The 18,911-nt window shown below is 62.2% G+C and carries 15 protein-coding genes and 1 tRNA gene; 5 read left to right on the forward strand and 11 right to left on the reverse strand.

Annotation, left to right across the window (positions count from 1 at the left end; all coding sequences use genetic code 11):
• Window positions 1–69: 69 nt before the first annotated feature.
• Window positions 70–798: a YggS family pyridoxal phosphate-dependent enzyme gene (locus ACFIQF_RS23425; protein WP_393946077.1), complete on the reverse strand. Its 729-nt coding sequence runs from the start codon at window positions 796–798 to the stop codon at window positions 70–72.
• 38 nt (window positions 799–836) lie between these two features.
• Between ACFIQF_RS23425 and ACFIQF_RS23430 the strand changes: the two genes are divergently transcribed.
• From ACFIQF_RS23430 to ACFIQF_RS23445, 4 genes are all read left to right on the forward strand, one after another.
• Complete coding sequence (locus tag ACFIQF_RS23430; RefSeq protein ID WP_393946078.1) at window positions 837–1,880, forward strand: type IV pilus twitching motility protein PilT; 1,044 nt, start codon at window positions 837–839, stop codon at window positions 1,878–1,880.
• Window positions 1,881–2,022: 142 nt separating this feature from the next.
• The gene (locus ACFIQF_RS23435) at window positions 2,023–2,631 is read left to right on the forward strand and encodes a cyclic nucleotide-binding domain-containing protein (protein WP_393946079.1); all 609 of its coding nucleotides are present in this window, start codon (window positions 2,023–2,025) and stop codon (window positions 2,629–2,631) included.
• 74 nt (window positions 2,632–2,705) lie between these two features.
• Entirely contained in the window at window positions 2,706–3,842 is a 1,137-nt protein-coding gene (locus tag ACFIQF_RS23440) for a PilT/PilU family type 4a pilus ATPase (protein ID WP_393946080.1), read from the forward strand.
• A gap of 88 nt (window positions 3,843–3,930) precedes the next feature.
• Window positions 3,931–4,854 (forward strand): NAD(P)-dependent oxidoreductase, encoded by a 924-nt coding sequence (locus tag ACFIQF_RS23445; RefSeq protein WP_393946081.1) that lies wholly within the window; start codon window positions 3,931–3,933, stop codon window positions 4,852–4,854.
• Between the two features lie 88 nt (window positions 4,855–4,942).
• On the opposite strand, the gene ACFIQF_RS23450 is transcribed toward ACFIQF_RS23445, so the two are convergent.
• The 3 genes from ACFIQF_RS23450 to ACFIQF_RS23460 form a co-directional block, all read right to left on the reverse strand.
• Window positions 4,943–5,764 (reverse strand): BON domain-containing protein, encoded by an 822-nt coding sequence (locus ACFIQF_RS23450; protein WP_393946098.1) that lies wholly within the window; start codon window positions 5,762–5,764, stop codon window positions 4,943–4,945.
• Window positions 5,764–6,363 carry an SIS domain-containing protein gene (locus tag ACFIQF_RS23455; RefSeq protein WP_393946082.1) on the reverse strand — a complete coding sequence of 200 codons (600 nt, stop codon included), beginning with the start codon at window positions 6,361–6,363 and terminating at the stop codon, window positions 5,764–5,766. The genes ACFIQF_RS23450 and ACFIQF_RS23455 overlap by 1 nt, the downstream gene beginning before the upstream one ends.
• A 139-nt stretch (window positions 6,364–6,502) precedes the next feature.
• Window positions 6,503–6,952 carry a YraN family protein gene (locus ACFIQF_RS23460; protein ID WP_393946099.1) on the reverse strand — a complete coding sequence of 150 codons (450 nt, stop codon included), beginning with the start codon at window positions 6,950–6,952 and terminating at the stop codon, window positions 6,503–6,505.
• Between ACFIQF_RS23460 and rsmI the strand changes: the two genes are divergently transcribed.
• Window positions 6,943–7,878, forward strand: coding sequence for a 16S rRNA (cytidine(1402)-2'-O)-methyltransferase (gene rsmI, locus ACFIQF_RS23465; protein WP_393946083.1), 936 nt, complete (start codon window positions 6,943–6,945; stop codon window positions 7,876–7,878). The two genes, ACFIQF_RS23460 and rsmI, sit on opposite strands and share 10 nt — an antisense overlap.
• Before the next feature lie 52 nt (window positions 7,879–7,930).
• Here rsmI and ACFIQF_RS23470 read toward each other — a convergent pair whose 3' ends face one another.
• From ACFIQF_RS23470 to rpoC, 7 genes are all read right to left on the reverse strand, one after another.
• The gene (locus tag ACFIQF_RS23470; protein ID WP_393946084.1) at window positions 7,931–9,202 is read right to left on the reverse strand and encodes an Hsp70 family protein; all 1,272 of its coding nucleotides are present in this window, start codon (window positions 9,200–9,202) and stop codon (window positions 7,931–7,933) included.
• Between the two features lie 136 nt (window positions 9,203–9,338).
• Window positions 9,339–9,414 (reverse strand) — tRNA-Phe (locus ACFIQF_RS23475).
• Between the two features lie 52 nt (window positions 9,415–9,466).
• Window positions 9,467–10,159: a response regulator gene (locus ACFIQF_RS23480; RefSeq protein WP_393946085.1), complete on the reverse strand. Its 693-nt coding sequence runs from the start codon at window positions 10,157–10,159 to the stop codon at window positions 9,467–9,469.
• A 39-nt stretch (window positions 10,160–10,198) separates the two neighbouring features.
• Entirely contained in the window at window positions 10,199–12,490 is a 2,292-nt protein-coding gene (locus ACFIQF_RS23485; RefSeq protein ID WP_393946086.1) for a sensor histidine kinase, read from the reverse strand.
• A complete protein-coding gene (locus ACFIQF_RS23490) occupies window positions 12,487–13,083 on the reverse strand; it encodes a DUF4390 domain-containing protein (RefSeq protein ID WP_393946087.1) in 597 nt (198 codons plus the stop codon). Before ACFIQF_RS23490 ends, ACFIQF_RS23485 begins: the two co-directional genes overlap by 4 nt.
• A 10-nt stretch (window positions 13,084–13,093) precedes the next feature.
• Complete coding sequence (rsmB, locus tag ACFIQF_RS23495; protein ID WP_393946088.1) at window positions 13,094–14,512, reverse strand: 16S rRNA (cytosine(967)-C(5))-methyltransferase RsmB; 1,419 nt, start codon at window positions 14,510–14,512, stop codon at window positions 13,094–13,096.
• A 163-nt stretch (window positions 14,513–14,675) separates the two neighbouring features.
• Window positions 14,676–18,908, reverse strand: coding sequence for a DNA-directed RNA polymerase subunit beta' (gene rpoC / locus ACFIQF_RS23500; protein ID WP_393946089.1), 4,233 nt, complete (start codon window positions 18,906–18,908; stop codon window positions 14,676–14,678).
• Between the last annotated feature and the right edge of the window lie 3 nt (window positions 18,909–18,911).

Consider the following 18,911-nt stretch of genomic DNA (forward strand, 5'->3'; position numbering starts at 1 on the left):
TTTCCCAGCAAAAAATCTTTAAACAACCGCCAGCATATAGCCAGCAGCTACCAATTCAGGAGCAAACACTCAACCTGCTGTCGCGTAGTTGCGGCTGCCGAAGATGCCGCTGCCCACGCGCACCATGGTGGAGCCCGCTTGTACGGCGGCCTGCAAATCAGCGGTCATGCCCAGCGAGACGGTGTCCCATTGTTTGAGCTGCGGCAAGCCGAGTTTGGCAATGTCGTCGAACACGGCTTTGACGCGCTGGTGCACGGCCAGTTGGGCGTCGAAATCTGCCGCCGCATCGGGGATGCTCATCACGCCGCGCAGCACCAGGCGCGGCAGTTCGGCCACGGCGCGTACCAGGGCTTCCACCTCGTTTGGCGCCACGCCGGATTTGGTGGCCCCGCCATCGACATTCACCTGGATGCAGATCTGCAGCGGCGCCAGGTGCTCGGGCCGCTGGTCGGACAGGCGCTGGGCGATCTTGAGCCGGTCGACCGTGTGCATCCAGTCAAAGTGCTCGGCCACCAGGCGCGTTTTGTTGCTTTGCACCGGGCCGATGCAGTGCCAGACCAGGCCTTTGCCGGCGTAGGCGGGCTGCTCGGCGAAGTAGCCGATCTTCTCCACGCCTTCCTGAATGTAGTTTTCTCCAAACGCCTGCTGGCCGGCGGCCACGGCCTCGGCGATGGCGTCGATGCCAAAGGTTTTCGAGACGGCCAGCAGCGCCACGCTGCCCACGGGGCGGCCTGCGTTGCGGCAAGCCTCGTCGATTTGCATGCGAACCTGCTGAATTTTTTCGGGAATCGTGCTCATAATGCTTGGCAGAGTAACAAATCAACGAGGGAGTTGCAGTGGATATCACCCAATTGCTGGCATTCAGTGTCAAAAACAAGGCTTCTGACTTGCACTTGTCGGCCGGTCTGCCGCCGATGATCCGGGTGCACGGCGATGTGCGCCGCATCAACGTAGACCCGCTGGACCACAAGCAGGTGCACGCCATGGTCTACGACATCATGAGCGACGCCCAGCGCAAGACCTACGAAGAGTTTCTGGAAGTGGACTTTTCGTTCGAGATCGACGGCCTGGCACGTTTCCGCGTCAACGCCTTCAACCAGAACCGCGGTGCAGGCGCCGTGTTCCGAACCATTCCCAGCAAGATCCTGACCTTGGAGCAGCTCAATGCGCCCAAGATTTTTGCAGACTTGTCGATGAAACCGCGCGGCCTGGTGCTGGTGACCGGCCCCACCGGCTCGGGCAAATCCACCACGCTGGCGGCCATGGTGAACTACCTCAACGAGAACGAGTACGGCCACATCCTGACGGTGGAAGACCCGATCGAGTTCGTGCACGAATCCAAAAAGTGCCTGATCAACCAGCGTGAAGTGGGCCCGCAGACGCTGTCTTTCTCGGCCGCGCTGAAATCGGCGCTGCGTGAAGACCCGGACGCGATTCTGGTGGGTGAAATGCGCGATCTGGAAACCATCCGCCTGGCCATGACGGCCGCCGAAACCGGCCACTTGGTGTTCGGCACGCTGCACACCTCGTCGGCAGCCAAAACCGTCGACCGTATCATCGACGTGTTCCCGGCCGAAGAAAAGGAAATGGTGCGCGCCATGCTCTCCGAATCGCTGCAAGCGGTGATCTCGCAGACGCTGTGCAAAACCAAGGACGGCCAGGGCCGCGTGGCCGCGCACGAGATCATGCTGGGCACGCCCGCTATCCGCAACCTGATCCGCGAGGCCAAGGTGGCGCAGATGTATTCCACCATCCAGACCAGCAACGCCATGGGCATGCAAACTCTGGACCAGAACCTGACCGATCTGGTGCGCCGCAACGTGATCAGCCCCTCCGAAGCACGCAGCAAGGCCAAAACGCCAGAAAACTTCCCCGGATAGCAATTGCTCACTTAGTTGGCAGGCAGCGTTTTTTGCCGCAGTCCGAGACCCGGGCTGACAAACGGTTGTAGCTGGGGCACCAGTGGTGATTGCACACACCGCTGCTGCCCCTTATGCTTGGCGGCTAAAGGAGATCTGCGCCATGACCAGCCAGCCTTTTCTGCCCGCCGCCGACGAAGTGGCAGAAGCCGATACCGGTTTTTTCCTGCACGGTTTTCAGCAGGCCACCGCCCATAACAGCCCCTTTGTCCACTGGAACCAGCGGCGCAAAAGCATTGAGGCCCAGCTGCTGACGCCATCGGACCCGGCCACCGCCTTGCGCCTGGTCTGGAGCAAAGATGCGGCGCTCAGCCAGCTGCAATCGCCTTTTATCGACCAACTGGTGCCATATCTGGAGTTCTACCAGGTGCCAGCGCAGCAAACCCTGATCCGCCAGGGCGAGCTCGGCGACTACATGCTGATCGTGATGGGTGGCCATGTCTCCGTCGATTTACAGCTGCCCAATGGCAGTCTGGTGCATCTGGCCGACGCGCAGGCCGGCGAAGTGCTGGGTGAAATGTCGCTGTTTGACAGCAGTCCGCGCTTTTCTTCGTGCACCAGCAGCACGGAGTGCGCCCTCGCAGTGCTGAAGGCCGATACACTGGATGCCATGATGGAGCTCGACGCATCCACCGCCGCATACCTGCTGGCGCTGTTCGCTCGCAAACTCTCCACCAGATTGCGCCAGACCAGCGCCCGGATCGAGCCTTAACAGCCCTTGCCGCCTGCAAGACCCGTTCCTCGCCACTGTTGCGCCAGAAACAACGACACAGAGAGAGGATCACCATGGAACGGGACCAGGCCAGTAAATTCATCAACGATCTGCTCAGGCTGATGGTGCAGCGCAATGGCAGTGACTTGTTCATCACGGCCGATTTTCCGCCCGCCATCAAGATCGACGGCAAGGTGACCAAGGTCTCCAGCCAGCCACTCTCGCCCAACCACTCGATGTCGCTGGCACGTTCGATCATGAGCGACAAGCAGGTGGCCGAGTTCGAAAAAACCAAGGAATGCAATTTTGCGATCTCGCCCGCCGGCATTGGGCGCTTCCGCGTCAACGCCTTCATGCAGCAAGGCAGCGTGGGCCTGGTGCTGCGGACGATTCCGCTGACCCTGCCCACGATTGATGGCCTGGGCCTGCCGCAGGTGCTCAAAGACGTGGTCATGTCCAAGCGCGGCCTGTGCATTCTGGTGGGCGCCACGGGCGCGGGCAAATCCACCTCGCTGGCGGCGATGGTCGATTGGCGCAACGACAACTCGCAAGGCCACATCATCACCATCGAAGACCCGGTGGAATTTGTGCACCCGCACAAGAACTGCGTGGTGACGCAACGCGAAGTGGGCCTGGATACCGACAGCTGGGAAGCCGCGCTGAAAAACGCCTTGCGCCAGGCGCCAGACGTGATCCTGATGGGCGAAATCCGCGACCGCGAAACCATGGAACACGCCGTCGCCTTTGCCGAAACCGGCCACCTGTGCCTGGCCACCTTGCACGCCAACAGCGCCAACCAGGCGCTGGACCGCATCATCAACTTCTTCCCCGAAGAGCGCCGTGCGCAGCTGCTGATGGATTTGTCGCTGAACCTGCGCGGCATGGTGTCGCAGCGCCTGATTGCCAAGCAAAACAGCAAAGGCCGCGTAGCTGCGGTGGAAGTGCTGTTGAACACGCCGCTGATCTCGGACCTGATCTTCAAAGGCGAGATCGGCGAGATCAAAGAGATCATGAAGAAAAGCCGCAACCTGGGCATGCAGACCTTCGACCAGTCGCTGTTCGACCTGTACGAGGCCAACCAGATCACCTACGAAGACGCGCTGCGCAATGCCGATTCGGTGAACGACCTGCGCCTGCAGATCAAGCTCAACAGCCAGCGCGCCAAACGCACCGACCTGGCCGAAGGCACCGAGCACCTGACGATCATGTGATTATTCGTATAAGCTGTACCCCGTTTTGGGTAGACAGCCTCGCGGCACCCAGGTCATCCTCGGTGCCGCTTTCTTTGGAGACAACGCAATGGCATCGAGTATCAACGCACGCACTTACGAACCTGTCGCTTCGCTGAAAGTCGCCTTCATCGGCCTGGGCGTCATGGGCTACCCCATGGCCGGCCACCTGGCACAAGCCGGACACGCTGTTACCGTGTACAACCGCACGGTCCAAAAAGCGCAAGCCTGGTGCAGCGAATTTGCCGCCAGCAAGGCCCCGCGCCACGCGCCCACGCCGCGCGAAGCGGCTGCCGACGCAGACATCGTGTTCTGCTGCGTGGGCAACGACGACGACCTGCGCTCGGTCACCACCGGCCATGACGGCGCGTTCGCCGGCATGAAGCCCGGCGCCATCTTTGTCGACCACACCACCGCTTCGGCCGATGTGGCACGCGAGCTGTACGCCCAAGCCAAGACGCTGGGCCTGCAGTTCATCGATGCACCGGTGTCCGGCGGCCAGGCTGGCGCGGTCAACGGCCAGCTCACCGTCATGTGCGGCGGTGATGCCGAGGTGTTCGATACCGTCAAACCGGTGGCCATGGCTTTCTCGCGCGCCTTCACGCTGCTCGGCTCCAGCGGCGCCGGCCAGCTGACCAAGATGGTCAACCAGATCTGCATTGCCGGCGTGGTGCAAGGCCTGTCCGAAGCGATTGCCTTTGGCATGAACGCCGGCCTCGACATGCCTCAAGTGCTGGACGTGGTGAGCAAGGGCGCCGCGCAAAGCTGGCAAATGGAGAACCGTGGCAAAACCATGGTCGAGGGCAAGTTCGATTTCGGCTTTGCCGTCGACTGGATGCGCAAAGACCTGGGCCTGGTGCTGGACGAAGCCAAACGCAATGGCTCGCGCCTGCCGCTGACCGCGCTGGTCGACCAGTTCTACGCCGATGTGCAGCAAATGGGCGGCAACCGCTGGGACACCTCCAGCCTGATCGCCCGCTTCAACAAAAAGTAATGGCAGCCGGCATTTGTCCGGCGCCCAGATACAGAAAAGGCCGCGAATTGCGGCCTTTTCTGTGGGGCAAGTGGCCCCGCGCTCAGGCTCAGGGCTTGGTGGTAAAGCCGTCGTTGAGCGGTTGCACGGGCGTGGTGCTGATGGGCGATGTGGTCACGCCGGTGCTGACAGGCACGGCACTGGCTGGCGCCACGCTGCTGGCTGGGGCTGCAGCAGGCGTTACTGTAGCCGGTGCTGTTGTGATGGGCGCTGCGCTGCCGTCGTTCACCACAGGCGCGGCGTTGCCGGTGTTGCGGCTGCTGCTGAGCGATTTCAGCTCGTCTTCGCTGATCACCTCGAACACGCGCACCACCTTTTGCACATTGGCCACGCCCCGGGCGATTTCGGCCGAGCGCTTGGCTTCGCGCTCGGTCACGCGGCCCATCAGGTAGACCACGTTGCGCTCGGTCACCACCTTGAAGGCGTTGGAGCTGAGGTCCTTGGCATCGACGATGCTGGCCTTGACCTTGCCGGTGATCAGCGTATCGGTCGAGCGCTGCGACAAGCTGGTGTTGAAGGTGACGGCCAGCTCGTTGACCACCGATTTCACGTTCTGGCTGGCGCGTGCGTATTCCTCGGCCTTTTGCTTGAACGCTTCGTTGGGCACCTCGCCGGTCAGCAACACCTGGCGGTTGTAGCTGGTGACGTTGATATGTGCCTCGGTGCCCACCTTCTCGCGGATGGCGTTGGCCACGCGCATTTCGATGGCCTCGTCCTCCACCTGGATACCTGTGGAGCGGCGGTCGATCGCCACCACGGTGCCACCCACGGCCGCACCGCCCAGCACCAGCGGCACGCAGCCGGACACCGAGGCCGCCACGGCCCCAACCGCAACCAAGCTCAGGGTCAATCGCTTCCAAGACACAGGCATCATTCCTCTTCTCCTAACAATTGGGTATCGATTCCGTCCATCAAGCAATGCAGTACCAGCTGGTGCACTTCGCGCACACGCGTGGGGCGGTCGTGCGGCACGCTCACCAGCACATCGGTCTCGCTGAGCGCGCCAGCCAGCGCGCCGCCGCTGCGGCCTGTCAGCACAATGGCCGACATGTCGCGCTCATGCGCCGCCTGCACCGCGTTGAGCAGTGCGCGGTCGTTGCCGTCCACGCTGATCACCAACAGCAGATCCCCGCTTTGGCCCAAAGTTCGCACCTGGCGCGCCACCACTTGCGCCAGCTTCTCGCCGGACAGGCTGCCGCCTTGTTGGGACTGCGCCAGCGGGCCGCTGTCGATCAGCATGGCCGCCAGCTCGGGGCGCTCGCGGTCCATGCCCGAGACGCACATGGCGGCAAATTGCGCGGCCTGGGCCCAGGACAGGCCATTGCCGCAGCACATGACCTTGTTGCCACTGGTGACGCAGGCCAACAGGGCGTAAACCGCGTTGGCGACGCTGTCGCTGATCTCCTGGGACACCTGGTAGTGGAGATCGGCGCTATCGATAAAGTGCTGTTGTATATGTTGCTCTAGCATGGAGGCCCGATGATAACCTTGGGCGGTTTTCCCCAGGATCGGGTTGACGTCTTTTGCCGCCGCCCGAGTGCAGAAAGCATTCTCTGCTATTTAACGCACTGGCCATGCATCAGAAGCTATCAAACAGATAGCAAGTGTTTCAAGCATCCTCGCCCGCATCGAACGCGGCTTGCAGCCAGGTGATGGTGGGCTCCACCAAAACGGCATCAAAACGGCAGGAAGGCAGGTGGCGCTGACCGGCCAGGTAATGGCGCGCCGCCAGCACGATGCGGCGCTGTTTGGCACCGCCAATGCTGCCGGCGGCGCCGCCAAAGCCGGCGCTGGCGCGCTGGCGCACCTCCACGAACACCAGCGTGCCATCGCGCTCTTGCATGACCAGATCGATCTCGCCGCCACCACGGCCGGGGGTGCGGTAATTGCGCGCCAACAGCCGCAGGCCTTGTTGTTGGAGATAATGGAGCGCTGCATCCTCGGCCTGGTCGCCGCGCAGCTTGCTGGTCTGCTCGGCAGTGCCATCGCCCAGCACTGGCGCGGCCTGCCCACGGGCCTGTGCCAGCCATTTTTCAAGGATTTTCCACGGTGTCCGCATCATTCACCTCCGCCCTGCCTGCCGCCAAAGACGCGGCCGGCAGCCAGCACTACCCGGCCTCCACGCTGTACATCGTGGCCACGCCCATCGGCAATTTGGCCGACATCACCTTGCGTGCCCTGCATGTGCTGGAGATCGCCGATGCGGTAGCTTGCGAGGACACGCGCCACACCCACAGCATGCTCCGCGCGTATGGCATTGGCAAGTCGGGCGCGCAACTCATCGCTGTCCACCAGCACAACGAGGCCGAAGCCGCCGAGCAGGTCATCCACCGCCTGCAGCAAGGCCAGCGCATCGCCTATGTCAGCGATGCCGGCACGCCTGGCGTGAGTGACCCGGGCGCGCGCTTGGCGGCCGCAGTGGCCCGCGCCGGTTTGCGCGTGAGCCCGCTGCCCGGTGCCAGCAGCGTCACCACCTTGGTCAGCGCAGCAGGCGCCGTGGCCGCCGATGGCAGTGGCAACGGCTTTGCCTTTATCGGCTTTTTGCCCACCAAGGCGCAAGAGCGCCAGCAGGCCGTAGCGCAGTTGGCGCAAGACCCACGCACCTTGGTGGTGCTGGAGGCACCGCACCGCATTGCTGATCTCGCCAAGGCCCTGGCCGTGCTGGGCGAGCGCCCGGTCACACTGGGGCGCGAGCTGACCAAGCAATTTGAAGAAATTGCCACCATGCCGGCCCAAGCCTTGGCCGATTGGCTGGCGCAAGATGCCAACCGCAGCAAGGGCGAGTTTGCCGTGCTGCTGCACCCGCAAGCCGTGCAACAAGAAGGCGGCGATGCGCAGCGCGTGCTGGCCTTGCTGTTGGCCGAGCTGCCCACCAAAACTGCTGTGCGGCTGGCAGCCGAGATCACCGGCGCAGCGCGCAATGCCTTGTACGACGCAGCACTGGCGCTAAAACGCGGCACGCAGGAAGAAGAAACCGAAGACTGAGCTTCGGTTTTTTCGGTTATCGCTGAAGCCCCAATAGCGCGCTGGCGCAGCTTCAAGCGGCTTGGCCGTGCACCAAGCCCGCGGCGACGCCACCAAACAGATCGCCTTCCACCTGCGGCGTAGAGGGGAAAGCCAGCGCCAGCGCCGCACGCAGCGGCTGCAGCGCGGAAGAACCTCCGGTCAGGTAAATCGCATCGATCTGCGACTGCTGCAAGCCCGCCATTTGCACGCAGTGCAGCGCACAATCCGCCACTTGCGCCAGCAAAACTTGCAAGCACTGCTGCAGATCGGCGGGAGCCACTTCGGGGCTGAGCGCGGCCTCCAGCCATTCCACATCCAGGCGCTGTGCGCTTTGCTGGTTGGAGACGGCGATCTTGGCCTCTTCCACCGCATTGGCCAAACGGTGGCCCCAATGCTCGCGCAGCACACGCATCAAGCGGTCGTGCAAACCGGCATCGCGGTAATTGCTGCGCAGGGCCTGGGCCTCGCGCATGCGCTGCGCGCTGTACAGCCACTGGATCAAGTGCCAGGTCGACAGATCGTGGAAAACGCCGCTGGGCACTTCGCGCCCGCTCGGGCCGATGTGGTCCAGACCCAGCAAAGGCATGGCCGCATGCAGGCTCAGGCGGCGGTCAAAATCCGTGCCGCCGATATGCACGCCAGTGGTGGCCAGAATATCGCTGGCGCGATCGGCGCTGTGCTTGCGATCCGGCCCCAAGCGCACCACGGTGAAGTCTGAAGTACCGCCGCCAATGTCCACCACCAGCACCACCGATTCCTGGGTGATGCGCTGCTCGTAATCGAGCGCCGCAGCGATAGGCTCCAGCTGAAAGCGCACATCGCTGAAACCTGCCGCCCGGGCGGCCTGCTCCAACGCGTGCTGTGCTTGTGCATCACGGGCAGCGTCGTCATCGACAAAGTGCACCGGCCGCCCCATCACTACCGTGCGCGGCAGTGCGCCCAGTTGGCGCTGTGCCGTATCGGCCAATTGCTGCACAAACAAGGCAACGATGTCCTGGTAGGCCATCAGCTTGCCGTGCACGGCGGTTTTCTCTTGCATCAAAGCGCTGCCCAGCAGGCTTTTGAGCGAACGCATCAACCGGCCTTCGGTGCCTTCCAGGTAACGCGCCACTGCGTCGCGGCCGAAGTGGGTGCGGTTTTCCTCGGTGTTGAAGAACACCGCCGTTGGCATGGCCAACGATGCGCCTTCGGCCTGCAACAGCTGCGAAGGGCCGGAGGCAGAGGCATCGCTCTTGAAGGCCATGGCCGAGTTGGAGGTACCGAAATCAATGCCCAGCAAGGCAGACGAAGAGACTTGAGACATAGAGCCGACCCGCACCCGGGCCGTGCAAAACCAGGATGACAAGCAAGAAGAAGACGACAAGGCACGCTGCGCCAACACGCGAGCGAGCAAATGAGAAAGCCTCCGCATCATTGCTGATGCGAAGGCTTGTGATTCCTGGTGGCCTGGCGCGGAATCGAACCACGGACACGCGGATTTTCAATCCGCTGCTCTACCAACTGAGCTACCGGGCCCACGAATCGAATTATAGCGTGGAATTTGGAGCTCTTTGGGAAAAAACCGAAATCAGTGCTTTTTATTGCGCGTCAGGTCTACGCCGAGCTGGCGCAGCTTGCGGTACAGGTGGGTGCGCTCCAGGCCGGTCTTCTCGGCCACGCGGGTCATCGAGCCGCCTTCGCGTGCCAGATGGAACTCGAAGTAGGCTTTCTCGAAACCATCGCGGGCTTCGCGCAGCGGGCGGTCGAGATCAAAACCCTGGTGGGCATTGGGCATGGTGTCGACCACTGCCGTGACCGCGGCCATGGTGGCCACCGGTGCCGCATAGCTGCCTGCGCCTGCATAGCTGGCCACCTTGCCAGCGGCTGCAGGTGCGCTGGCTGGCGCGGGTGCCGGCACGTTGCGCTGCAAGCCCTGCTCCACTGCCTTGAGCAGCTTTTGCATGGTGATGGGCTTTTCCAAAAAAGAGAACGCGCCTATGCGCGTTGCTTCAACCGCCGTGTCGATGGTGGCGTGCCCGCTCATCATGATGACGGGCATGGTGAGCAAGCCGGTCATCGACCACTCTTTGAGCAACGAGACGCCATCGGTATCGGGCATCCAGATGTCGAGCAAGACCAGGTCGTACTGGTTTTCGCTACGGCAGGCGCGCGCCTGGGTAGCGTTCTCAGCGACATCCACGCTGTGCCCCTCATCGTTCAGAATCTCCGACAAGAGATCCCGAATTCCCAATTCGTCATCGACAACCAGAATATTTGCCATATCTTCTTGAAATCCAGTGCGTCCCGTGCCACCCAGCACTTATATCGCTAGTGCCTCTTCAATAGCGAATGATAGCGACACTTGGGCTCCTTGGATTTTTTCCCCCTCGATCCTGTTTGAAATTTCTATGCGAGCACCGTGCTCGTCCGCAATTTTCTTGACAACGGCCAACCCCAAACCGGTGCCCTTGGGCTTGGTGGTGACGTACGGCTCAAAGGCCTTTTGTAATATATGTTCGGGAAAGCCGCAACCGAAGTCAGCAATTGTCAAACGCAGACGTTTGCTGCTGCCCGTCAAGCGCGTCGCGATCCGCACAGCTGGCACGGGCTCGGTTTTGCCGGCCCAGGCCTGCTCGGTCGCATCTTGGGCATTTTGCAGCAAGTTGTGAATCACCTGACGCAGTTGCTGGGCGTCGCCCATGATACGGGGCGCCTGCGGCTCCAGATCGGCCACTATCGGCACGACGGCATTTTCGGTTCCGTACAGGTGCAGCACGTCCTGAATCAAGGCATTCAGATCGACCGGCTGCAGCTCGGCAGCGGGCAAACGGGCGTAGTCGCGGAACTCATTGACCAGGCGCTTCATCGCATCGACCTGGTCGACGATGGTGTTGACCGATTTTTTCAAGATTGCCTGGTCAGCACCTTCCAGCTTGTGGCCGAGCTTGAGCTCCAGCCGCTCGGCCGACAGCTGGATAGGCGTGAGCGGGTTTTTGATCTCGTGCGCCAGGCGCCGCGCCACCTCGCCCCAGGCCTGCGCGCGCTGGGCGGAGACGATTTCGGAAATGTCGTCGAACACCAGCAAGAGCCGGTCGTCAGGCAGGCTGGCACCACGCGCGATCAGATTGATGCTGTTCTGGTTGGGCAGCTGGCTGTCGCCATTGAGCTCGAACGACTGCTGCCAGTGGTCCAGATAGTGCTCGCCCGTGGTGTCGTGCAAGCGGCTGAACTGCTGCTCTACCTCGTTCGCAAACGCTTCCAGGCCAGGCAAATCGCGTAACGGCCGGCCTTCGTAAGCAGCCAAGGGGGCACGCAAAATACGCGTTGCACCCGGGTTGGTGGAGCGCACCACGCCTTGCTTGTCGAGCACGATGACGCCAGCGGTCAGGTTGTCCAAAATGGTCTGCAGGCTTTGGCGTGCCGCATCGGTCTGGCGCATGCTGCGCTCCACGGCACGGCGTGCGTCCAGCAGTTGCTGCGTCATCTCGGCAAACGAGCGCGTCAGGCCGCTGAGCTCGTCTTTGCTGGGCAGCACGGGCTTGGGGCGCAGATTGCCCGAGGCCACTTCGCGCACCCCTTCGGCCAGCACCAGCAGCGGCCGCACCAGCTGGTTGCCCAGCAAGGCAGCCAGCACCACCGCGCCAAACACGGCCAGGAAAAGGCTCAGGGTCAAGGTGCCGATGTACATGCTGCGCAGGCTGCCACGCGCCAGCGCACGCTCCTGGTATTCGCGGTTGGCCTCTTGCACCTTGAGCGCGTTGATGACCAAGGCCTGCGGCAGCGCAATCGTGGCTTGCAAAAAGCGGCCATCAGGAATCACGCCCACTTCGCCATTGGCGACCTGCACCAGGGTTTTGACGCGTACTTGCGAGGTGTCGCCCTTGATCACGCCGTTGATGTCGGCGATCTCGTCCAGACCATCGATCTGGAAAGCCCGCTGCTGCTGGCCAGCGGTGCGCAGCAAGGCGGCAGAGGGCTTTTCCGGGTTCAGCAAGAAGCGCGATTGCCCGGTGCTGGCCACGGCCTGGCCGCTGGCCGACCACAGCACCACATCGTCTGCGCCGAGCTGGTCTTTGATGCGCTCCAGCACCAGGCCGGAAGCCGTATCAGACACCTGCGAGAGCTGTGCACTGGCAGTGCGGGTTCTGTCCGCCATGGCGTTGGCGGTGGTGTCGAGCGTGATGCGCGCCAGGTTCACGCCCGCATCCAGCGCGCCTTCGACCTTGACGTCGAACCAGCTCTCGATCGAGCGCGAGACGAACTGGTACGACACAAAATAAATCACCACACCGGGCAGCACCCCTACCAGCGCGAAGGTGGCCGCCAGCTTGAGCAAGAGCTTGCTGCCAAAGCGCCGAGCACGCAGGCGCCGCACCAGATTGACCACGCCCCACAGCACCACCAGCGCCAGCACACAGGCCACGCCAATATTGATGCCCAGCAGCATGCCGTAATAGCGCTCGTAGAGCACGCGGTTATTGGTGGCCAGCGACAGCAAGAACAGCAGCACCAGTGCAATGCCGATCATGGCCATCAGGCCGACCATGACTGGCAAGCGTGCCCGGCTCGGCGTGTGGGCCACACGCAGCGACGAGCTTTTCTCGGGCTTCATGGCGTGCTGGCCTCGGGCAGCGGCAGCTGGCTTTTGAGCTGCAGGTTGAGCCCGCTGTTGCCAAAGGGCGTGAACTGGAAAATGCGCGGCAGCAGGCTGCTGTCGAGCCGGAAGCTGAACTTGACCAGGTAGTCGCCGCTGTCGGAGAGGTCATCGGCGCCGGCAATCTTCCAGTTGCGCACGCGTTTGATCACGGCCAGCGCCTCTTCCAAATTGTCAAAACTCTGGCCCAGCGATGCGGCCATGCCCGCTTCGTTGAGCGGATTGGAGGAGACATGCAGGCGCCAGCGCCGCGTGAGCGGCTGGTAGCTCAGGCGCAGATAGCGCGCCGCCTTGTGCACCGATTTGTCGCGCCAGTACCAGCGCTCGGAGATGATCTCGGCCTCTTGCACAAAGTACAGCGCCACGCCTTTGTAGAGCGCATCTTCGATCTGCTCGGGCAGCACAAACTGCAAGGCCACCGAGGCAAAGCTGCCTTCGCTGTTGCGCACCAGTTGCAGCTCGACTTTTTTCTCGTTGTCAGCCGCCATCGCTGGCGCCGCTGTGGCAAAGCACAGCATCAGCAGCAGACAGAGCTTGTGGATGAATCGCATGGCGAGGCTATCAAAGCGGTTTGTGCAGCAGCGCGTAGTAAAAACCGTCGTGGTCTTGCGCCAGTTGGCTCAGGCTATTGTCACCCGCCTGCTGCAACTGTGGCAACCAATGCCCCGGCGCAGGCAAGCGTTGGGCCTCTGGATGGTGGTGTAAAAACTGCAGAATCTGCGCCTCGCCCTCTTCCCGGAAAACCGAGCAGGTGCAGTACAGCAGGCGCCCGCCCGGCGCCACCAAAGGCCACAAGGCCTGCAGCAACTGGCGCTGAATCTCGGCCAGCTGCGCAATATCGCTGCTGCGGCGCAGCCAGCGCACATCGGGCTGGCGGCGCACGATGCCTGATGCCGAGCAAGGCGCGTCCAGCAAGATGGCATCGAACTGCTGCACGCCATGGCGCGCCTGCACAGCGGGCAGCCAGCTGGTTACTTCGCTGGCACTGGCCACCACCACATCGGCAGCCAAGCCCAAGCGTTGCAAGGTGCCGCCAATGCGCTCGGCACGCTTGGCATCAATCTCCAACGCCACCATGTCGATAGCGCCTGGCTGGGCCGCGCTTTCCAGCACATGGGCAGTTTTGCCTCCTGGCGCTGCGCAAGCATCCAGCACATGCAGGGTCTTGCCATCACGGGGCTGCAAACCATCAAGCAGCAGCGGCGCAGCGGCTTGTGCAGCACTGTCCTGCACCGATACCCAGCCGTCTGCAAAGTGCGGCAGCTGCTCTACCGGCACCGCCTTGACCAGCACAATACCCGCTGTGCCAATGCCCGCTACCGCATCAATCCCCGCTTGCTCCAACAGCGCCAGATAGTCAGCACGAGTGCAACGCTGCAGGTTCACGCGCAAGGCCATCGGCGCCTGCGCATTGTTGGCGGCGATGATGGCTTGCCAGTCTTGCGGATAGTCTTTTCTCAGCCGCTCCAGCCACCATTGCGGATGGTTGTACTGCGCCACCGGATCGCCGGCCAGGGTGCGCAAAATCTCTTCTTTCTCGCGCAGAAAAGAGCGCAGGCAGCCATTGATGAAGGCCGATTGCGATTTGGTGGCCGAGCGTTTTTTGGCGGCATCTACCGCCTGGTTCACCAAGGTGAAGGCGTCATAGCGCGGCGTGGCCGGCAACAGCAAGGCCAGCGCAGTGCACAACAGCGCATCTACCGCGCCAGCCGGCTTGCGCGGTGCCAGTTGGGCACGCGCCGCTTCGGCCGTGCCAAGTACACGCAACACATCCATCAGCAAAGCCTGCACACCGGCGCGCAGCGAGGCATCGACACCACCCAACACAGCACGGGCGGATTGGCCTTGCCGCACTTCCTGCAGGGCGCGAGCGACTGCCACCAGTTGCTCGGACAAGCTGGGGCCATTGCCAGCGTTGTGCGCGGAAGCTGCGGGTGCTGCGCTGCGGTGGGGTTGTCGTTTGCGGGGTGCTTGGTTCATGCCACTGGAGCACGCGGGCACGGGGCTGCGGCTCGTTCCATTCGTTCAATAGCGGGTTCTGCGTTGCTGCAGAACATAAAAAACCCGTAAGTCCGCTGCGCGAAATTACGGGTCTTCTGACATCTGGCCTGACAGCCTTACGGGCTGTCAGGCTGGGGGCGGCTTAGTCCGCTGCAGGGTCTGCAGCAGCGCCGTCGGCAGAAGCCTCGACTGCTTCCGACGCAGCAGCCAGCTCAGCGGCTTCTGCATCGGCGATGGCGCGGCGCTCGGCCTCGTCCATCTCGTCCTTGGCCTTGCGTGCCTGGTGGTAAGCCAAACCGGTACCGGCAGGGATCAGGCGACCGACGATGACGTTTTCCTTCAGGCCACGCAGCTCGTCGCGCTTGCCCATGATGGCAGCTTCGGTGAGCACGCGGGTCGTTTCCTGGAAGGAAGCGGCCGAGATGAAGGAGTCGGTCGACAGCGATGCCTTGGTAATACCCAGCAGCACGTTGGAGTACGTGGCAGGCAGCTTGCCGTCGCGCACTGCGGCTTCGTTGGTGTTGAGCACTTCGGAGCGCTCGACCTGCTCGGCCTGGATGTAGCTGGTATCGCCGGGGTTCTCGATAATCACGCGGCGCAGCATCTGGCGAACGATCACCTCGATGTGCTTGTCGTTGATCTTCACACCTTGCAGGCGGTACACGTCCTGGACTTCGTCCACGATGTAGCGCGACAGCTCTTCGATACCCAGCAGACGCAGGATGTCCTGCGGATCGGCGGGGCCGTCGACGATCAGTTCGCCCTTGTTCACCACCTGGCCTTCGTGCACCAGGATGTTGCGTTCCTTCGGAACCAGCTCTTCCCAGACCTTGCCTTCCAGATCGGTGATCTGCAGGCGCACCTTGCCCTTGGTTTCTTTACCGTAAGACACGGTACCGGTCATCTCGGCCAGCGTGCCCTTGTCCTTGGGCGTACGGGCTTCGAACAGTTCGGCCACACGGGGCAGACCACCGGTAATGTCGCGGGTCTTCTGGCCTTCCATCGGGATACGGGCCAGCACTTCGCCGGGGCCCACTTCCTGACCGTCGCGCACTTGCAGCAGAGCGCCGACCTGGAAGCCGATCGTCACCGCGTGGTCGGTGCCAGGGATCTTGACTTCGTGGCCTTGGGCATCGGTCAGCTTGACCTGTGGACGCACCACCTTGGCCGAGCCGCGGTGCTTCGGATCGATCACCACCAGTGTGGACAGACCGGTCACTTCGTCGACCTGCTTGGCCACCGTCAGACCTTCTTCCACGTTCTCGAACTTCACCTGACCGGCGTATTCGGTAATGATGGGTCGGGTCAGCGGATCCCAGTGCGCCAGCACGGTACCGGCCTTGATCTGCTGATCAGGCTTGATCGACAGCGTCGCGCCGTAAGGCATTTTGTGACGCTCGCGCTCGCGGCCGTATTCGTCCTGGATGACGATTTCGCCGGAACGCGAAATCACCACCAGCTCGCCCTTGTTGTTGGTCACATAGCGCATCTGCGGGTTGAAGCCCACGATACCGTTGGACTTGGCTTCCACGCTCGAAGCGACAGCAGCACGCGATGCGGCACCACCAATGTGGAAGGTACGCATGGTCAGCTGCGTGCCAGGCTCACCGATGGACTGGGCAGCGATCACACCCACGGCTTCGCCGAGGTTGATCAGGCCGCCGCGGCCCAAGTCGCGGCCGTAGCAGGTGGCGCACAGACCGTAGCGGGTTTCGCAGGTCAGTGCAGTGCGCACCTTCACTTCGTCCACGCCAGCGGCTTCCAGATCTTCGATCAGGTCTTCGTCGAACAGATCGCCTGGCTTGGCCAGCACAGCACGGGTTTCGGGGTGCAGCACTTCGTCGGCAGCGGTACGGCCGAGGATACGGTCGCGCAGCGATTCGATCACTTCACCGCCTTCCACCACAGCGCGCATCAGCGTGCCGTTGTGGGTGCCGCAGTCTTGCTCGGTAATCACCAGATCCTGGGTCACGTCGACCAGACGACGCGTCAGGTAACCGGAGTTAGCCGTCTTCAAAGCCGTGTCGGCCAGACCCTTACGAGCACCGTGGGTCGAGATGAAGTACTGCAACACGTTGAGGCCTTCGCGGAAGTTCGCGGTAATAGGCGTCTCAATGATCGAGCCGTCAGGCTTGGCCATCAGGCCACGCATACCGGCCAGCTGGCGGATCTGGGCGGCCGAGCCACGGGCACCGGAGTCGGCCATCATGTAAATCGCGTTGAACGATTCCTGGTCGACTTCCTTGCCATGGCGGTCGATGACCTTTTCCTTGGCCAGCTGTTGCATCATGACCTTGGAGACTTCGTCACCGGCCTTGCCCCAGATGTCCACCACCTTGTTGTAGCGCTCGCCAGCGGTCACCAGACCGGAGACGTACTGCTGCTCGATCTCCTTCACTTCCGCTTCGGAGCGGGCGATGATCTCGGCCTTTTGCGGTGGCACCAGCATGTCGCCGATAGCGATCGAGATACCCGAGCGCGTAGCCAGACGGAAGCCGTTTTGCAGCAGCTTGTCGGCAAACACCACGGTCTCTTTCAGACCGCACTTGCGGAACGAGATGTTGATGAGCTTGGAGATTTCCTTCTTCTTCAACGTCTTGTTGATCGTCGAGAAAGGCATGCCCTTGGGCAGAATCTCCGACAGCAGGGCGCGGCCCACGGTGGTTTCGACCAGCTTGGTCGAAGGCTCGAACTCGCCCGTGGCTTTGTTCTTGGCCCACTCGGTCAGACGCACGCTGATCTTGGCGGGGCGCTCCACCTCACCAGCGTCCAGTGCGCGTTGCACTTCGCCGATGTCGGAGAACACCATGCCTTCGCCCTTGCCGTTGATACGCTCACGGGTGGCTTGGTACAGACCCAGCACCACGTCTTGCGAAGGCACGATCGAAGGTTCGCCCGATGCGGGGAACAGCACGTTGTTCGAAGCCAGCATCAGCGTGCGGGCTTCCATCTGTGCCTCCACCGACAGCGGCACGTGCACAGCCATCTGGTCACCGTCGAAGTCGGCGTTGAATGCCGCGCAAACGAGTGGGTGCAGTTGCAGGGCCTTGCCTTCAATCAAGATAGGCTCGAACGCCTGGATACCCAGACGGTGCAGCGTAGGCGCACGGTTGAGCATGATCGGATGCTCGCGGATCACCTCTTCCAAGATGTCCCACACCACGGGCGTACCGGTTTCCACTTCCTTCTTCGCAGCCTTGATGGTCGTGGCAATGCCGCGTTGCTCCAACTGGGCGAAGATGAAAGGCTTGAACAGCTCCAACGCCATCAGCTTGGGCAGACCGCACTGGTGCAGCTTGAGCGTTGGGCCCACGGTAATCACGGAACGACCCGAGTAGTCGACGCGCTTACCCAGCAAGTTCTGACGGAAACGACCGCCCTTGCCCTTGATCATGTCGGCCAGCGACTTCAGAGCACGCTTGTTGGCGCCCGTCATGGCCTTGCCGCGGCGGCCGTTGTCCAGCAAGCTGTCCACGGCTTCTTGCAGCATGCGCTTCTCATTGCGAGCAATGATTTCAGGAGCCTTGAGCTCCAGCAGGCGGCGCAGACGCGAGTTGCGGTTGATGACGCGGCGGTACAGGTCGTTCAGGTCGGACGTAGCAAAGCGGCCGCCGTCCAGTGGCACCAGCGGACGCAGGTCCGGAGGCAGCACGGGCAGCACTTGCAGCACCATCCACTCGGGCTTGATACCCGACTTCTTGAACGCTTCGAGCAGCTTGAGGCGCTTGGCGTTCTTCTTGACCTTGACTTCGGAGCCGGTCAAGTCGTTGCGCAGACGCTCGATCTCGGAGTCGATCTCGATGGATTCCAGCAGGTCCTTGATACCTTCGGCGCCCATCTTGGCAACGAACTCGTCACCGTACTCTTCGACGTTCTTGTCGTACTCGTCTTCCGACATGATGCTGAACTTCTTCAGCGGGGTCATGCCAGGGTCGGTCACCACATAGGCTTCGAAGTACAGCACGCGTTCGATGTCGCGCAGCGTCATGTCGAGCACCAGGCCCAAACGCGAAGGCAGCGACTTCAGAAACCAGATGTGGGCGCAAGGCGCGGCCAGGTCGATGTGACCCATGCGCTCGCGGCGCACCTTGGTCTGCGTGACTTCAACGCCGCACTTCTCGCAGATCACACCGCGGTGCTTCAAGCGCTTGTACTTGCCGCACAGGCATTCGTAGTCCTTGATCGGGCCAAAGATCTTGGCGCAGAACAGACCGTCGCGCTCGGGCTTGAAGGTACGGTAGTTGATGGTTTCAGGCTTCTTGACTTCGCCGAAAGACCACGAACGGATCTTTTCGGGCGATGCCAGGCCAATCTTGATGGCATCGAAATGCTCATCAGGCGTGAATTGCTTGAACAGGTCGAGTAGCGATTTCATAGA

The sequence above is a fragment of the Comamonas trifloxystrobinivorans genome, assembly GCF_043359985.1.
Taxonomy (GTDB): domain Bacteria; phylum Pseudomonadota; class Gammaproteobacteria; order Burkholderiales; family Burkholderiaceae_C; genus Comamonas; species Comamonas trifloxystrobinivorans.

Bases quoted from the DNA above. Each gene is read 5' to 3' on its own strand.
- ACFIQF_RS23425 (WP_393946077.1), bottom strand. From the start codon at position 798: ATGAGCACGATTCCCGAAAAAATTCAGCAGGTTCGCATGCAAATCGAC.
- ACFIQF_RS23435 (WP_393946079.1), top strand. From the start codon at position 2,023: ATGACCAGCCAGCCTTTTCTGCCCGCCGCCGACGAAGTGGCAGAAGCC.
- ACFIQF_RS23440 (WP_393946080.1), top strand. From the start codon at position 2,706: ATGGAACGGGACCAGGCCAGTAAATTCATCAACGATCTGCTCAGGCTG.
- ACFIQF_RS23445 (WP_393946081.1), top strand. From the start codon at position 3,931: ATGGCATCGAGTATCAACGCACGCACTTACGAACCTGTCGCTTCGCTG.
- ACFIQF_RS23450 (WP_393946098.1), bottom strand. From the start codon at position 5,764: ATGCCTGTGTCTTGGAAGCGATTGACCCTGAGCTTGGTTGCGGTTGGG.
- ACFIQF_RS23455 (WP_393946082.1), bottom strand. From the start codon at position 6,363: ATGCTAGAGCAACATATACAACAGCACTTTATCGATAGCGCCGATCTC.
- ACFIQF_RS23460 (WP_393946099.1), bottom strand. From the start codon at position 6,952: ATGCGGACACCGTGGAAAATCCTTGAAAAATGGCTGGCACAGGCCCGT.
- ACFIQF_RS23470 (WP_393946084.1), bottom strand. From the start codon at position 9,202: ATGTCTCAAGTCTCTTCGTCTGCCTTGCTGGGCATTGATTTCGGTACC.
- ACFIQF_RS23480 (WP_393946085.1), bottom strand. From the start codon at position 10,159: ATGGCAAATATTCTGGTTGTCGATGACGAATTGGGAATTCGGGATCTC.
- ACFIQF_RS23485 (WP_393946086.1), bottom strand. From the start codon at position 12,490: ATGAAGCCCGAGAAAAGCTCGTCGCTGCGTGTGGCCCACACGCCGAGC.
- ACFIQF_RS23490 (WP_393946087.1), bottom strand. From the start codon at position 13,083: ATGCGATTCATCCACAAGCTCTGTCTGCTGCTGATGCTGTGCTTTGCC.
- rsmB (WP_393946088.1), bottom strand. From the start codon at position 14,512: ATGAACCAAGCACCCCGCAAACGACAACCCCACCGCAGCGCAGCACCC.
- rpoC (WP_393946089.1), bottom strand. From the start codon at position 18,908: ATGAAATCGCTACTCGACCTGTTCAAGCAATTCACGCCTGATGAGCAT.